Raw genomic sequence first — 16656 nt, forward strand, 5'->3', positions numbered from 1 at the left:
TGTTTTTTTGTGTTTGTCTCTTGTTGTTTTGTTTGCTCTCGCCCCCCCCCCCCCCCCCCCCCCCCCCCCACTACTTCACGAGCAGCTTCAACAACCCCGCGATCTTCGAATACGGCGGTTTGAGCAGATCGCTGGCCGCCCAGCGCGACTGCCACAGGATCGGCAGCTGCTTGCTCATCGCATCGAAACCGGCGCGGGCGTGGTACGCGCCCATGCCGCTGGGGCCGACGCCGCCAAACGGCAGGCCGTTGATGGCGAAGTGCAGCAGGGTGTCGTTGACGGTGACGCCGCCGGCCACGATCTGGCCGAGCACGCGCTCGACCGTGTCGCGCTGCTGGCTGAAGACGTACAGCGCCAGGGGCCGGTCGCGCGCCTGCACCTCGGCCACCGCGGCGTCCAGATCCGGATAGGCGCACACCGGCAGGATCGGGCCGAAGATCTCCTCCTGCATCAGGTCCAGGTCGGCCGGCGGATCGAGCACGATGGTCGGCACGATCAGGCGCTCGCGCTCGGCCCGTGCCGGATCGACGCTGGCCAGTTCGATCACCGGCACGCCGCGTGCGCGGGCCTGCGCGAGATAGCTACGCAGGCGCTGGTACTGCCCGTCATGGATGATCCGGGTGTAGTCGTTGGCGTCACTGAAATCGCCGTAGCGCGCGCGCACCTGGGTCTGCAGCTGCTGCACCAGCTCGCGCTGGCGGCGGCCGTCGATCAGGATGTAGTCCGGCGCGATGCAGGTCTGGCCGGCGTTGAACCACTTGCCGGTGGCCAGCCGCGCGGCCGCCTTGTCCAGCGGGTAGTCGCTGCACACGATCGCCGGCGACTTGCCGCCCAGTTCCAGGGTCAGCGGGGTCAGGTGCTGCGCGGCGGCGGCCATCACCTTGCGGCCGATCGCGGTCGAACCGGTGAACACCAGGTGGTCCAGCGGCGAGCCCGCCAACGCGCCGGCCAGGTCGCCATCGCCCTGCACTACCGCCACGCGCGTGGCCGGAAAGACCTCGGCCAGCAGGTCGTGCAGGAAGGCGCTGGTGCGCGGGGTGTGCTCGGACGGTTTGAGGATCACGTGGTTGCCGGCCGCGATTGCGGTGGCCAGCGGAATCAGCGCCAGGTTGACCGGGTAGTTCCACGGCGCGATCACGCCGACCACACCCAGCGGCACCGCACGGAGCTGCGCGCGCGCCGGCCAGAAGCGCCAGCCCACGCCGACCCGGCGTGGGGCCGCCCAGCGGCGCAGGTGCGTGAGCAGGTGATCGATCTCGCCGAGGACGGTCATGCCATCGGCGATCAGCGACTCATGCGTGGAGCGGTGGCCGAAGTCGGCCGAAATGGCCTCGGCCATCTGCGGCAGCCGCGCCTTCAGGGTCGCACGCAGGCGCTGCAGGTCGTCGCGTCGCTGGTCCAGCGACGGGCGATTGGCCTGCCAGGCACTGCGCAGGGTGTGCAGGAGCGCCGGCAGCGCGGCGGGATCGGTGTGGGTATCGCTCATGCCGCGACTATAGCGGCAGCGGCTGTGATGGGCGGTGGCAGAAATGGAAAGGGCCGCGATTCGCATCGCGGCCCCGTCGTCATGCCGTGTGGTCCACCGTTACTTGGTGATGTCCACGCCGCGGGTTTCCTTCAGGAACAACCCGCCGACCACGACCGTCATCAGCGCGATGATGATCGGGTACCAGAGGCCGTAGTACAGGTTGCCGGTACCGGCCACCAGCGCGAACGAGATCGCCGGCAGGAAGCCACCGAACCAGCCGTTGCCGATGTGGTACGGCAGCGACATGGAGGTGTAGCGGATACGGGTCGGGAACAGCTCGACCAGGTAGGCGGCGATCGGGCCGTACACCATCGTCACGTACAGCACCAGAATCCACAGCATCAGGATGGTGCCGGGGATGTTGATGCGGGCGTTGTCGGCCTTGGCCGGGTAGCCGGCCGAGGTCAGCGCGGTCTTCAGTTCGGCACCGAACGCATCGGCCTTGGCCTTGCCGTCCTCCTTGGTCAGGCCGGCAGCCTCGTACGAGGTGACGCTGGCGCTGCCCACGTTGATCACTGCCAGCGAACCGGCGGCCGCCGGCTGCACTTCATACGGCACACCGGCCTTGGTCAGTGCGGCCGTGGCGATGTCGCAGGAGCTGGTGAACTTGCGCACCGCAACCGGATCGAACTGGAACGAGCAGGTGTTCGGATCGGCCACGACCAGCGCCGGCGAGGTTGCACGGGCTTCTTCCACGGCCGGGTTGGCGAAGTGGGTCAGGCCCTTGAACACCGGGATGTAGGTGATGGCAGCCAGCAGGCAGCCGGCCAGGATGATCTTCTTGCGGCCGATACGGTCGGACAGCCAGCCGAAGAAGATGAAGAACGGCGTACCCAGTGCCAGCGCCGCGGCGATCAGCAGGTACGACGTGGTGGCTTCAACCTTGAGCATGCTGCTCAGGAAGAACAGCGCGTAGAACTGGCCGCCGTACCAGACCACGGCCTGACCGGCAGCGGCGCCGAGCAGCACCAGCAGCATCAGCTTCAGGTTGCCGCCCTTGAGGCTGTCACGGAACGGGGTCTTGGAGCCCTTGCCTTCGGCCTTCATCTGCTGGAACAGCGGCGATTCGCTGAGCTGCAGACGGATCCACACCGAGATGCCCAGCAGCACGATCGACACCAGGAACGGAATGCGCCAGCCCCAGGCTTCGAACGCCTCGTTGCCGAGGAAGTAGCGGCAGGCCAGGATGATCAGCAGCGACATGAACAGGCCGAGCGTCGCGGTGCACTGGATGAAGCTGGTGTACAGGCCGCGCTTGTCGGCCGGTGCGTGCTCGGCCACATACGTTGCCGCGCCACCGTACTCGCCGCCCATCGCCAGGCCCTGGGCCAGGCGCAGGACGATCAGGATCACCGGGGCGGCAAAGCCGATCGAGGCGTAGTTGGGTAGCACACCGACCAGGAAGGTCGAGATGCCCATGATCAGGATCGTGACCAGGAAGGTGTACTTGCGGCCGATGCGGTCGCCGAGGCTGCCGAAGAACGCCGCGCCGAACGGACGCACGAAGAAGCCGGCGGCGAACGCCAGCAGCGCGAAGATCATGCCGGTGGTTTCGTTGACGCCGCTGAAGAACTGCTTGGCGATGATCGCGGCAAGCGAGCCGTAAAGGAAGAAGTCATACCACTCGAAGACGGTGCCAAGGCTCGACGCGAAGATGACCTTCTTGTGGCCCTGGGTAAGTGCAGCTTTTGCAGGTACAGGTGTTGTTGACATGGGACGCTTCCCTTAGGTAGTGCCGACTGTCAGTCGGCAAACGTTCTATTTTTCTGGCAGGTGCCGACCGTTGGTCGGCACTCCGGTTAAAAACTGTATTTCGTGGTGAACTGCAGGCGGTTGATGTCGCCCTTGCGGCCATCCTCGATTTCGCGCACGCCGTACATGTACTCGGCGCCGATATCGACCTTGGGCATCGGGGTGTAGAACACGTTGCCGCGGATGCTCTGCACGCTCTTGGTCACCAGCGGGCCCAGGCTGCCGTCGTTGTCGTAATCGCTGCGCGCGTAGATCAGGTTGGTGCGCAGCTTGGGGCTGAAGGCATGGCGCCAGCCCACATAGCCGGCCAGCACGCCGGTCGGGTTGAGTTCGTCGCGGGCCACGTCATAGGCGGTATCGGCGGTCACGCCGAGGCCCACATAGCGGGCGATGCCTTCGCCACCACTGAGCTGGTAATGCAGGGTGTCGCTGTCGCCCATCACCCACTTGCCGCCCAGCGTCAGGCCGCCACCGATCTTGTCGGCGTCGGCCCGGGTGGTCTGGTTGTCGACCTTGAGCTGACGCACGATGCCGCCCACGCCGAAGGTGCCCCAGTCGCCCTTCCAGCCGTAGCGCAGCGTCAGGTCCGGCAGCGAACCACGGTCGCTGTTGCTCGCCACGTTGGTCCACGCCCCGGTGATCGGGTTGCGGGTGCCGGTGAGCACGGTGGTTTCCGGGTTTTCCAGCGCGACGCTGAAGCCGCCCTGGGTGTAGCGGATCTGTGCCTGGCGCACGAACAGCACACCGTCGGTCGGGCCGACGAAGTCGACGGCTTCCGGCAGCGACGCCGCGTCCATGAAGTTGGACCAGGTCTGGCCGGCCATCCAGTTGTTCCAGTACATATACGCGTGGCGCAGGGTCACACCGTAGGTATTGGTCGCGGTCTGGTTGCCCAGCGAATTGCCGAAGAAGTCCATCTCGAAGAACGCGCCGGACTTGTTGCCCTTGTCCGACACGTTGTCGATGCCCAGGTTGAAGCGCGAGAACTTGGCGTGGGCGTTGAAGTCCACGTCGGACCGTTCGCCACTGCCGCCGGCGCCGGCCACCGGGGTCTGGCCCGGCAGGTACAGCGCGCGGCCGGTGGCATCGTCGGCGAGCTGGCCGTCGCCGGTCTGGGTGGCCAGGAAATCGGCCTTGATGAAGCCACCGATCTTGACCGTGGTGCCCGGCGCGGCGCCCGGGGTGATGGTGGTGACCTGGATCGGCTGCTTGCCTGCCGGCACGGTGGCCGTGCCCGGCTGCTGGGCCTGCAGCGTCCGGACCGCAGTGACGTCGGTCTGCGCCTGGCTGATCTGGGTTTGTTGCTGCTGCGAGGTGGACAGCAGCAGCTGGACCTGGCGCTCCAGTTCCGCGATGCGTGCTTCCAGCTGCTTCTCTTTGGCGGTCTCGGCGAACGCCATGCCAGGCGCCACCAGCGCGACCAACAGACAGGTCGCCAATGGCGTGCGCATGGTCTTCAACAGACGGGTACTCATGTTGCCCTCTCTCCCGGGTGGCAAAGTGATCGCCGCGTGTGGGGTCACGGTCGAGCCGAGCGTGCGTCAGCCTGACGCACCCCGGTATTAGCCATTGGTCGTACCCGCGCCCGTGGCGGCGGGGTTACCCGGGCGGTCGTGATCTACCCGCCTGCGTTGGTACGACCAAGGTCTAACCACCCCGATACCGCGCGGCCCGGTGGATGCGGCAAACTGAGGGGGATGAATCGCGGGTTATGCTGCGATCGCACAACCCAAGTCCTAGTGCAAGTGAGGGTGTCATGGCCGATATTTACCCCGTCAAGGCGGATTTCTCCGCCAAGGCGCGCATTGACAGGAACACGTACCAGCAGCTCTACCGCGAGTCGGTGGAGAATCCCGACGCGTTCTGGGGCAACGCCGCAGAACGCCTGGACTGGTACACCAAGCCGTCAACGATCCGGAACGTCAGCTACCAGCTCGACGATTTCCGCATCAAGTGGTTCGAGGACGGCGAACTCAACGCCAGCGTCAACTGCCTGGACCGGCAGCTGGCCACGCGCGGCGACAAGGTCGCGCTGCTGTTCGAGCCGGACAGCCCCGATGCGCCCGCCCAGGGCGTGACCTATCGCGAGCTGTACGAGCGCACCTGCCGCCTCGGCAATGCCCTGCGCAACCTGGGCGTCAAGAAGGGCGACCGGGTCACCATCTACCTGCCGATGATTGTCGATGCCGCCGTGGCCATGCTGGCCTGCGCACGCATCGGCGCGATCCACTCGGTGGTGTTCGGCGGCTTTGCGCCCAACTCGATCGCCGACCGCGTGATCGACTGCGGCAGCAAGCTGATCATCACCGCCGACGAAGGCCTGCGCGGTGGCAAGAGGATTCCGCTGAAGGCCAACGTCGACGCCGCCTTGAAGCTGCCCGGCACCACCACCGTGGAAACGGTGCTGGTGGTCCGCCACACCGGCGGTGCGGTGGACATGCAGGCGCCGCGCGACCGCTGGTTCCACGATGTGGTGGACCCGCAGCCGGCTACCTGCGAACCGGAACGGATGAACGCCGAAGACCCGCTGTTCATCCTCTACACCTCCGGCTCCACCGGCAAGCCGAAGGGCGTGCTGCACACCACCGGCGGTTACCTGCTGTACGCGGCCTACACCCATGAAGCGGTGTTCGACCTGCGCGAGGACGACATCTACTGGTGCACCGCCGACGTTGGCTGGGTCACCGGCCACAGCTACATCGTGTACGGGCCGCTGGCCAACGGCGCGACCTCGCTGATGTTCGAAGGCGTGCCGAACTTCCCCACCACCTCGCGCTTCTGGGAGGTGATCGACAAGCACCAGGTCACCCTCTTCTACACCGCACCGACCGCGATCCGCGCGTTGATGCGCGAAGGCGAGGCACCGGTCAAGCGCACCTCGCGCGCCTCGCTGCGCCTGCTCGGCAGCGTTGGCGAGCCGATCAATCCGGAAGCCTGGCGCTGGTACTACGAGGTGGTTGGCGACAGCCGCTGCCCGATCGTGGATACCTGGTGGCAGACCGAAACCGGCGGCATCCTGATCTCGCCGCTGGCCGGTGCGATCGACCTCAAGCCCGGCTCGGCCACCCTGCCCTTCTTCGGCGTGCAGCCGGCGCTGGTCAACGCCGAGGGCGAGATCCAGGAAGGCGCGGCCGAAGGCAATCTGATCATCCGTGATTCCTGGCCGGGCCAGATGCGCAGCGTCTACGGCGACCACCAGCGTTTCATCGATACCTACTTCCGCACCTACCCGGGCAGCTACTTCACCGGCGACGGCTGCCGCCGCGACGAGGATGGCTATTACTGGATCACCGGCCGCGTGGACGATGTGATCAATGTGTCCGGCCACCGCATCGGCACCGCCGAAGTGGAGAGCGCGCTGGTCTCGCACCCGAAGGTGGCCGAAGCGGCCGTGGTTGGCTTCCCGCACGACATCAAGGGCCAGGGCATCTATGCCTATGTGACCCTGATCGCCGACGAGACGCCCAGCGATGAGCTGCACAAGGAGCTGGTGGCCTGGGTGCGCAAGGAAATCGGGCCGATCGCCGCGCCCGACCACCTGCAGTGGGCACCGGGGCTGCCGAAAACGCGCTCGGGCAAGATCATGCGCCGCATCCTGCGCAAGATCGCCGAGAACGCACCGGACCAGCTCGGCGATACCTCGACCCTGGCCGATCCGTCGGTGGTGGCGTCGCTGGTGGAAGAACGCAAGGTGAAATAAGGGCCGCGACAGCCCCCTGACCCGGGGGCTGTCACCTCGATACACGCATTCCGTTACGTCGCGTTACCCCTCCGCAACATGGCCCCCACCATGACCACCCTCCTGATTGCCGATGACCACCCGTTGTTCCGCGAAGCACTGCGCGGTGCGGTGCAGCGTGTCATCCCCGGCGTGCAGCTGTACGAAGCAGACAGCGTGGAAGCGCTGTACCTGCTCGCCGACCAGCACACCGATGCCGACCTGGTCCTGATGGACCTCAACATGCCTGGCGCGCAGGGCTTCAATGCGCTGGTGCACATGCGCGCCCTGCACCCGCAGCTGCCGGTGGTGGTGGTGTCCGCACGCGAAGAGCCCACGGTGATGCGTCGCGCGCTCGACCACGGCGCCTTCGGCTTCATTCCCAAATCCGCCGACTCGGACACCATCGGCCATGCCCTCGGCACCATCCTCGATGGCGAGACCTGGGCGCCGCCGGAAGCGCACAACGTGCCGCCCACCGAGCGCGAGGAGCGCGAGATCGGCCAGCGTCTGCGCGAGCTGACCCCGCAGCAGTTCCGCGTGCTGCAGATGCTCGGCGTGGGCCGGCTCAACAAGCAGATCGCCTACGACCTCAATGTGTCCGAGGCGACGATCAAGGCGCACGTCACCGCGATCCTGCGCAAGCTGGGCGTGACCAACCGCACCCAGGCGGTGTTGATGGCCGGCAAGCTGGCCATCGATGAAGAGCAGATCGTGTTGCCGCCGGAAGAGGATTGAGGCGGGCGTGAGGTGCCTGGTTGCCGGCCAGCGGCCGGCACTACCCGCTTCGGCTGTATAGCCGGCACTACCCGCGTCGGCTGTATAGCCGAAGCTATGAAACCCAGCGCTGCCTGCGCAATTCGCGGGGGATGCGCCATTCCCCGATGCCGGTGCTAAGCTTCGCGTCCCCTTGGGGAGTAGCCTGTTTCCTGCGATAGGAAACGCCCGTATCAACATACTCGGCCAGTGCGCCGTGGTGCGGGCAGCCATCTTGGTTGGCGAGACCAGCGGTCCGCGTGCGCAACGACAGGTTGGGCGCGAACGCGGTCCGTTGCTCGCAGTCGCCCGACCTGCCGTGTACGTCCCCATGTCCCCACTTTCGATCCTGCTGATCGGCTTTGCCATGTCCACCGATGCCTTCGCCGCGGCGGTCGGCAAGGGCGCCGCCATGCGCACGCCGCGCCTTCCCGATGCCCTGCGCGCCGGCCTCATCTTCGGTGTCATCGAAGCCATCACCCCGGTGATCGGCTGGCTGCTCGGCCGCGCGGCGCTGCAGTACGTGGAGGCGTTCGACCACTGGATCGCGTTCGGCCTGCTCGGTGCGCTGGGCGTGCACATGATCATCAACGGCATCCGCCCGGACAGCGACGACGAACAGGACGATCCGGACCGGCATCACGGCTTCTGGCGGCTGGCGCTGACCGGTTTCGCCACCAGCATCGATGCGATGGCGGTCGGCATCGGCCTGGCCTTCCTGGACGTGAACATCGGCGTGATGGCCCTGGTGATCGGCCTGTGCACCTTCAGCATGGTCACCGCCGGCATCATGCTCGGCCGCGTGCTCGGGAACATGGTCGGCAAGCGCGCGGAAATCATCGGCGGCGTGATCCTGATCATCATCGGCGCCACCATCCTGTACGAACACCTCAGCGGCGCGATCACCTGACCCCGGCGGCGGCACACCCGCGGCTACATGTCGCCGCGGGTATCGTGGAAGGCGGCCAGGAACGCGCGCAGCGACGCCGGCTTGATCGGTTTGGTCAGCAGGCGGTAGCCACGTTCGCGGGCCATGCGCTTGAGTTCGTCGCGGCCATCGGCGGTCAGCAGCGCGCCGGGAATGGCCCGGCCGGCCTTGTCGCGCATCGCCACCAGGGTATCCAGGCCGTCCAGGCGGTCGTGCAGGTGGAAGTCCACCAGCATCACGTCCGGCCGCTCGGCCACTTTCTCCAGCGCCTGGTCCACGGTGCTGGCGGTGATCACCTCGACCTGCCAGCGCCCCAGCAGCGCGCGCATGCCGTCCAGGATCTCCTGGTCGTTGTCCACGCACAGCACGCGCATGCCGGCCAGCGAGTCGGTCCGGGTGGCCGGGCTGGCAACGGGCAGGGCCACCACCGAGGTCGGCAGCGCCGGCGCGTCCACGCGCGGCAACAGGATGGAGAACATGCTGCCGCTGCCGACCCGGCTGCGTGCATTGAGGCGGTGGTCGAGCAGGCGCGAGATGCGCTGGCAGATCGACAGGCCCAGCCCCAGCCCCTGCTCGCCCCAGTCGAACGGCTGCTGATAGCGGTGGAACTCGTCGAAAATCTGCTGCATGTGATGCTCGGGAATGCCCGGGCCGGTATCCCACACCTGCAGCTCCACTTCCTGCCCACGCTGACGCACCGCCAGTACGATGCGCCCCTGCCGGGTGTAGCGCAGCGCATTGGCCAGGAAGTTCTGCAGCACCCGGCGCAGCAGCCGGCGGTCGCTGCGCACCCAGGCCGGCCGCGCGAACAGATCCAGGCGCAGGCCGCGGCCGGCGGCCACCGGCGAGTACTGCGCGGCCAGCTCGCGCATCAGCAGGCTGACATCGAAATCGCCGATCAGCGGGTGCAGGCCACCGGCATCCAGCCGCGACACGTCGAGCAGGCCATCCAGCAGCTCTTCGGCCGCGCGCAGCGAGGCATCCACGCGTTCGGCCAGATGGCGCTGTTCCTCGTTGTTCTGGTGGCTGTCGCGCAGCGCCGAGGCGAACAGCCGCGCGGCATTGAGCGGCTGCAGCACGTCGTGGCTGATCGCGGCCAGGAAGCGGGTCTTGGACTGCTGCGCCACCTCGGCCTCGTGCGAGCGCTCGGCCACGCGCTGCTCCAGCGTTTCATTGGCCTCCAGCAGCGCCTTTTCGGCGTGCTTGTAGTCGGTGATGTCGTTGTAGCTGGTGACATAGCCGCCACCGGGCAGCGCCTGGCCGCGCATTTCGATCACCTTGCCATCGCTGCGGGTCCGCTCGAACACGTGCGGTGAACCGGCGCGCATGTAGCCGATGCGGCGGTTGATCTGCACGTCGATGTCGCCCTCGCCCAGCTCGCCGCGCTCGGCGTTGTAGCGGATCAGATCGGCGACCGGGCGGCCCACGTACAGCATGCCGTCGGGATAGCCGAACATCTGCTGGTAACGCCGGTTCCACGCGGTCAGCCGCATGTCCGGATCGACCACGCTGACCCCGGCACTGATGTTCTCCAGGGTGGTGGAGAGGATCTCGCGGTTGAAGCGCAGCTCCTGCCCGGCTTCATCGAGCACCGCCACCACTTCGCCCAGGTCCATGCCCGAGCCCCGCAGCAGGCTGGTCAGCAGCAGGCGTGCCGAGGCCGCGCCGATCGAGGCGGCCAGCAGGCGCTCGGTGAACTGCACCCACGCGCGGTCGGCCGGCGCGGACGCCTGCAGCTCGCGGCCCATCGACTGCGCCTGCTCGAAGAACGAGCGGCGCGCATGGCGGTCGCCGACCACCCGCGAGGCCAGCGCCAGCAGATCGCCGACGTGCACGTTGCCGGGCCACGCACCGGCCACCGAGGGCCGCTGCGCATACGGGTCCAGGAATGGCGCGGCGCGCAGGCGTTCGTCCACGCCGGGTCGCCAGCGCACCGACACCAGCACCATCGCCGCCACGTTGACCAGCAACGACCAGAACGTGCCATGCGTGAGCGGGTCCCAGCCGCTCATGCCGAACAGGTGCTGCGGCTGCAGCCAGCCGATCCCGAACGGGCCCTGCACCAGCCACGCCGCCTCCATCCAGCCGGCGTGGGTCAGCGCCGGCAGCAGCAGCGTGTACACCCAGGTGCCGAAGCCCAGCAGCATGCCGACCTCCACGCCCCTGCGGCTGGCACCGCGCCAGTACAGCCCGCCGATCAGCCCCGGGGCGAACTGCGCCACCGCGGCGAATGCCATCAGCCCGTACGAGGCCAGCGTGCTGTCGTTGCTGCTGCCGCGGTAGTAGCTGTAGGCCGCCAGCGCCAGCAGCAGGATCGCGGTACGCCGGATCCAGAGGACCCGCGAGGCGACATCGGCCGCCTCCTGGTGGTCGCCACTGCGACGCAGCAGCACCGGCATCACCAGATCGTTGCTGACCATCGTGGCCAGCGCGATCGAGGCCACGATGACCATGCCGGTGGCGGCGGAGAAGCCGCCCACATAGGCCACCAGCGCCAGGAACTTGCGGCCTTCGGCCAGCGGCAGGGCCAGCACCATGCTGTCGTCGGCCACGCTGCCGCCGGTGCCGAACAGGGTCACGCCGGCCGTGGCGATCGGAATCACCATTGCCGAGATGACCACCAGGTAGGCGCCGAACATCCAGCGCGCGCGGCGGATGTCACGCACGTCGCCGCACTCCACCACCGCCACGTGGAACTGCCGCGGCAGACAGATGATCGCCAGGAAGCTCAGCAGCGTCTGTGAGATGAAGCCGACCGGCGGCAGGCCGCTGAAGAGCGTGTGCGCCGACTCGATCACCGCTTCGGTGCGGTCGTTGAGCCACAGGTAGGCGAACAGGCCCAGCGCGACCATCGCGATCAGCTTGATCATCGACTCCAGCGCGATCGCCAGCATCATGCCGTGATGGTGCTCGGTGGCGTCCACCTGGCGGGTGCCGAACAGGGTGGCGAACAGCGCCATCAGCAGCGCCACGTACAGCGCCGGATCGGTGAAGAAACCGGTGGGACCGACGTTGCCGGTGAGCACCTGCAGGCTCATCGCCACCGCTTTGTACTGCAGCGCCAGGTACGGCACGATGCCGATCAGCGCGATCACCGCCACCAGCGCGGCCAGACGCCGCGAGCGGCCGAACCGCGATGAGATGAAGTCGGCGATGGAGACCACGTTCTGGCTGCGCGCGATCAGCGCCAGCCGCTCGATGATGCGCCAACCGAACACCCACAGCAGCAGCGGGCCCAGGTAGATCGGCAGGTAGCCGATACCGTTGCGTACCGCCGTGCCGACCGCGCCATAGAACGTCCACGACGAGCAGTACACGGCCAGCGCCAGGCTGTAGACCACCGGCCGCAGCCACGGGCGGTCGGGGTACATCGGCCGACGGTCGCCCCACCACGCCACGCCGAACAGCAGCGCGGCGTAGGCCACCGAGACCAGCAGCAGGATCCAGCTAGAAACCACAGGGTTGTTTCCGCGAGAGCAATCCGCAGTGTAGCGGCTGCACAGGCCGGGACGCGGCCCGGATCAGGCCTGTACCGCCGCCAGCGGACGGGTCGGCAGCCGGATGCAGACCTGCGTACCGCGCCCCTTGCCGCTCTCCACGTGGATATGCCCGCCCGCCGCCTGGACCAGGCTGGCGGTCACGGCCAGCCCGAGCCCGGTGCCCTGCCCCATCGGTTTGGTGGTGAAGAACGGCTCCAGACACCGGGCACGCACTTCCTCGCTCATGCCGTGGCCACTGTCGGTGACCCGCAGGACCACCTCGTCGATGCGCGAGGGCTGTGCCACGGTCACGCTGAACTGCCCGCCGTCCGGCATGGCCTGGTGGGCGTTGACCGCCAGGCTGAGCAGGATCGACTCCAGCTGGGCCGGATCGAAGTGGATCAGGCACTGCACCTGGCCGCTGTCCACCTCGCACTGCACGCGGTTGTCGAACACCTGCTGCAGCAGCGGCACCATGCCGGCCACCGTGGCGGCGACATCCAGCAGCTGCGGCCGGCTGTCTTCGAGCCGGCTGAAATCCAGCAGCCGCCGGCTGACCGCGGTGGCCCGGCGCACGGCGGAATCGCCGCCCTGGAGCGCCGCCGCCAGCGCCTCGCCCTCGCTGCGCCGCGCCTTGGCGATGTAGCTCTGGATCAGGGCCAGCAGGTGATTGAAATCGTGCGCGATGCCACTGGCGAGGCGGCCGACGTTTTCCATTTTCATCGCGTGCACCAGCTGATCGCGCGAGCGCTCCTTCTCCTGCATCTCCAGCTGCAGCTCATCGCGCTTGCGTGCCAGGTCGCGGCTGTGCTGCCGCGCCGTCTGCAGGCTTTCGCGCAGGCCGGTAACGCTGTGATGCAGCAGCCAGGCGGCCAGCAGCGTGCCGAACACGCAGATCACCAGGTCGTTCACGGCCGCCAGCAGCCGGTCGGACTGGAACATCAGGCTCGCCGCATCGACCCACGCCCCCACCACGATCAGCAGGCACACCCAGACGGTCGTCCACGCCAACGGGCGCCGGCCGAGCACGGCCGCGACCAGCATGACCGGCATCAGCAGTACCAGCTGCAGCCGCAGCTGTGCCGCCAGGCCCCAGTACGCATAGGCCACCGTGAGCAGGATCAGCTGGCCGCCGACAAACACCGCCGCGGCGCGCAGCGCGCGTCCCGCCCGCTGTTCCAGCAGGCACACCAGGCACAGCAGCGCATGCAGCGCGGCGACGAACGGGACCATCAGGTCCAGGCCCAGTCCCATCCGCAGCGCGGTCCAGCCGGCCATCAGCAGATGGAAGATTCCCACCATGTACAGCACCCCGCGCAGCAGGGTCTCGGTATGGCGTCCCAGCGACTGGGGCACCGCCACAGGGCGCGGACCGGTGAGCGGGGGCGGGGCGGAAACGGGCATGCGCGGCAGGCTCCAGGCCGGTGCGACGGCGTCCGGCAGCAAGGGGGTATAGTAGCGGCGCGCGGGCCGGCGGTATCGCCACGGACGTGCCGCATTGCCGCCTGCCTGCACTCGACCGGGAAGTCGTTGCTCTTATGCCTATGTCACTTGTCCGTCGCGGCGTGTCCGCGCTCGTCTGTCTGCTGTCGTTGGCCGCGCCCTGCGCGCTGGCGCAGCATCCGGTCAGCGGCGCGCCGCTGGCCGCACAGGTGCAGCAGTGCCACGCCCTGCTGACCAGCGCGCCGCGCACGTCGCTGCAGATGGCGCATGCGCTGCTCGCCACGCCGGCACTGCCGACCTCGATCGAGATCGGCGCGCTGGCCTGCCTGGGCGTGGCGCTGCGATCACAGGGCCAGCTCGACCAGACGGTGGATCTGCCGGACCGGCTGCTGGCGGCAGCCGCCCGCCCCGATGCGAATGCCGAAGACCGGCTGCGCGCCCAGTCGATCGCCGCGCACCTGCTGTTGTGGCGGGGCGAGCACGTCCAGGCGCTGGAGCTGACCAACCGTTTCCTGGAAGAGGCTGTCCGCCAACGTGACGTGCAGGGCCAGATCGGCGCCCTGATGCAGATCGCGATGATCCGCGGCGATGCGATGGGCGACGCGCAGGGCGCACTGACCTACCTGCAGAAAGCCACCGCACTGAACCAGCACATGCGGCGACCGCCCAACCCGGGCGATCTCATCCTGTACTACAACTACGGCTTTGCGCTGCTGCAGATGCAACGGCATGAAGAGGCGTCCACCGCGTTCAACCGCGCCGAAGCCATCGGCACGCGCCTGGGCGGCCAGGAGCTGTTCCTGCACCGCATCGTCAGCCACCGCGCCGAGATCCAGCGCCTGCGCGGGCAGTTGCCCGAGGCCGAAGCGGCGTTCCGCAGCGTGTTGGCCTGGCAGTCCGTGCAGGACCCGCAGGGCCAGGTCGTCACGCTGCAGCGGCTGGCCCGTCTCACCATTGACCGGGTGGGCGCGGAGGCCGCGTTGCCGCTGGCCGAACAGGCCCAGGATGCGGCGGAGCGTGGGCATTTCACCGACGAGGTCCGCGCCGGCCTGGATCTGCTCGCCGACATCCACACCCTGCTGGGCGAGCGCGCCCTGGCGTTGCAGTACGCGCGCCAGGCGCGCGACATCGACCGCGCGCGCAGCAAGGGTGAAACCCTCAACCAGCTCGCCAGGCTGCAGGCCACTGCCGAACGCAGCATCGACCCGGCCGAAGTCAATGCGATGCAGGACCTGGGCCGCGTGCGGGTGCTGCGCAACAGCGCGCTGGTGGCCCTGCTGCTGGTGGTGGCCGTGGCCACCTTCGTCGTACTGCGCATGCGCCGGCAACGGCGCCGCCTCACGCTGCTGAGCAGCACCGACATGGTGACCGGGCTGGTCAACCGCCGCGAAGCCGAGCGGCTGCTCGCCGCAGACCGGGCGAAGGCCGGGAGCGAGCAGCGCAGCGTGGTGATGCTGGTGGAACTGGACGCGTTCAAGGCCCTCAACGAACGCCACGGCCAGGCCGCAGGCGATGCCGTGCTGCGCGCGGTGGCCCAGTGTCTGCGCCAGCACTGCGACCGGGATGACCGGATCGCGCGGTGGAGCGGCGCCACCTTCCTGGTGGCCCGGCACGACACCGCCGCCCCCGCTGCACAGGCGCTGGCCAGCCATCTGCGGGCCGCGATCGAGCGGCTGGTGGTGGACATCGGCCCCGGCCAGCACCTGACGCTGACCGCCAGCATCGGCATCGCGCCGCTGCCGCTTTTCGCGGATGCGCCAGACACGCTTGATGACAGCGTGCGTGCGGCCGACCGGGCGCTGCAGAGCGCCCGCCGCAGCGGCCACAACGCCTGGGCCATGCTCTGGGGCGAGGACACCGGCCGCGACGTCGATCTGTACAGCCTGCTGCACGACCCCGCGCGGGCGATGGCCTGCGGCTGGCTGTCGCTGGCCGGAAGCCGGCCGATGGCCTGGCTGCCGCCGCGACCCGAGCCGGTCCGTGCGCCCGTGGATCAGGACGTACAGACCGGCACCTGAGGTCGGCGCCGGCCGATCAGCGCGCCACCTCGAACCGCACCTCGACCCGCCGGTTCGGCAGCAGACATTCCAGCAGCGCGGCGCGTGGGCGCACGCCATCGCACTGCTGCACCTGCTGGGTATCGCCCCGGTACTCATAGCGGATGCGGGCCGGATCGATGCCGCGGCCGATCAGCAGTTCACGCACCGTGCGTGCCCGCCGTTCGGACAGGGACTGGTTGGCATCGAAGCCGCGGCCCTGCATCCGATCGGCATGGCCAACCAGGGTGACGCCCTCCAGCTGCAGCCCTTCGCCGGCGATGCTGGCCAGTGCCCGGTCCACACTTTCCAGCGAGTAGGTGCGGATGTCGCGGTACGCATCGCGGTCGAACTCGAACAGCACGTTGGCGACCAGCGGCCCCGGTGCGGCGGCGATCGCCGGGCCGACACCGCACTGGCGGGCCAGCGCTTCGGCTTCGTTGACCAGTTCCTCGGCGATCTGGATGTACGGCTTGGAGTGCCGCCACTGCTGCTGATTGAACTCGTTGCCGGCATGCACCAGCTCGACCTCGCCGCAGGCGACCTGCTGCTGCGCGCAGCTGAAGCCCGGCGCACCGTGCAGGACGCGCAGACGCTGCCAGAGGTCGTCACGCAGGTACTTGGCGTTGTTCACCAGCGGGGTGTCGGTGGGCAGCGGCGAGACGCCCTGCTCCATGCCCACGATCAGCTTTTCCGACTCGGTAAGGGCCTGCTGCGGGAACGCGCTGCGGTCGTTGCGGCTGTACTCGTGGAACGACACGTCCAGCCAGCACTGCGCTTTGGACAGGTGGTAATCGCGGATCGGGCGCCCGCCATCGTTGAGCGCCTGGATGCGGCCCTGGGTCGCCTCGTAGGCGCCGTGGTCGGCATGGATCGCCTCGTCGGTGATGCGCTTCTGCTGCGGCAGCAGCTGGGTCTGCTGCGCACCGGCATGGGCGGCCACGCTGGCGAGCAGCGCGGCGGCGAGCAGCGAGGGGACAACACGGGTCATCGGGGAAAGAGTGGTCATCAGGGCA

Annotated in this window: 10 protein-coding genes; 4 read left to right on the forward strand and 6 right to left on the reverse strand. The window is 68.3% G+C overall.

Annotated features, from left to right (window positions below; translation table 11 throughout):
- Positions 1 to 70: 70 nt before the first annotated feature.
- The 3 genes from ACO6VK_RS08425 to ACO6VK_RS08435 all read right to left on the reverse strand — a co-directional run bounded on the left by ACO6VK_RS08425 (position 71) and on the right by ACO6VK_RS08435 (position 4755).
- The gene (locus tag ACO6VK_RS08425) at positions 71 to 1486 is read right to left on the reverse strand and encodes a coniferyl aldehyde dehydrogenase (RefSeq protein ID WP_422506435.1); all 1416 of its coding nucleotides are present in this window, start codon (positions 1484 to 1486) and stop codon (positions 71 to 73) included.
- Between the two features lie 99 nt (positions 1487 to 1585).
- Complete coding sequence (locus ACO6VK_RS08430; protein WP_422506436.1) at positions 1586 to 3241, reverse strand: MFS transporter; 1656 nt, start codon at positions 3239 to 3241, stop codon at positions 1586 to 1588.
- Positions 3242 to 3327: 86 nt separating this feature from the next.
- Positions 3328 to 4755, reverse strand: a complete 1428-nt coding sequence (locus tag ACO6VK_RS08435) for a DcaP family trimeric outer membrane transporter (RefSeq protein ID WP_422506437.1) — start codon at positions 4753 to 4755, stop codon at positions 3328 to 3330.
- A gap of 281 nt (positions 4756 to 5036) precedes the next feature.
- Between ACO6VK_RS08435 and acs the strand changes: the two genes are divergently transcribed.
- The 3 genes from acs (at position 5037) to mntP (ending at position 8664) form a co-directional block, all read left to right on the forward strand.
- Entirely contained in the window at positions 5037 to 6980 is a 1944-nt protein-coding gene (acs, locus tag ACO6VK_RS08440; protein WP_422506438.1) for an acetate--CoA ligase, read from the forward strand.
- Between the two features lie 90 nt (positions 6981 to 7070).
- On the forward strand, positions 7071 to 7736 hold the full coding sequence (locus ACO6VK_RS08445) for a response regulator (RefSeq protein ID WP_411852641.1): 666 nt from the start codon (positions 7071 to 7073) through the stop codon (positions 7734 to 7736).
- Positions 7737 to 8085: 349 nt separating this feature from the next.
- A complete protein-coding gene (mntP, locus tag ACO6VK_RS08450; RefSeq protein ID WP_422506439.1) occupies positions 8086 to 8664 on the forward strand; it encodes a manganese efflux pump MntP in 579 nt (192 codons plus the stop codon).
- Between the two features lie 23 nt (positions 8665 to 8687).
- Here mntP and ACO6VK_RS08455 read toward each other — a convergent pair whose 3' ends face one another.
- Complete coding sequence (locus ACO6VK_RS08455) at positions 8688 to 12140, reverse strand: NahK/ErcS family hybrid sensor histidine kinase/response regulator (protein WP_422506440.1); 3453 nt, start codon at positions 12138 to 12140, stop codon at positions 8688 to 8690.
- A 63-nt stretch (positions 12141 to 12203) separates the two neighbouring features.
- Positions 12204 to 13565 (reverse strand): sensor histidine kinase, encoded by a 1362-nt coding sequence (locus ACO6VK_RS08460; RefSeq protein WP_422506441.1) that lies wholly within the window; start codon positions 13563 to 13565, stop codon positions 12204 to 12206.
- A 161-nt stretch (positions 13566 to 13726) separates the two neighbouring features.
- Here ACO6VK_RS08460 and ACO6VK_RS08465 point away from each other — a divergent pair, with 161 nt between their 5' ends.
- Positions 13727 to 15622, forward strand: a complete 1896-nt coding sequence (locus ACO6VK_RS08465) for a diguanylate cyclase domain-containing protein (RefSeq protein ID WP_422506442.1) — start codon at positions 13727 to 13729, stop codon at positions 15620 to 15622.
- 16 nt (positions 15623 to 15638) lie between these two features.
- On the opposite strand, the gene ACO6VK_RS08470 is transcribed toward ACO6VK_RS08465, so the two are convergent.
- Complete coding sequence (locus ACO6VK_RS08470; protein ID WP_422506443.1) at positions 15639 to 16649, reverse strand: OmpA family protein; 1011 nt, start codon at positions 16647 to 16649, stop codon at positions 15639 to 15641.
- Positions 16650 to 16656 lie beyond the last annotated feature (7 nt).

It is taken from the genome of Stenotrophomonas sp. GZD-301 (assembly GCF_049310345.1).
Lineage (GTDB): Bacteria > Pseudomonadota > Gammaproteobacteria > Xanthomonadales > Xanthomonadaceae > Stenotrophomonas.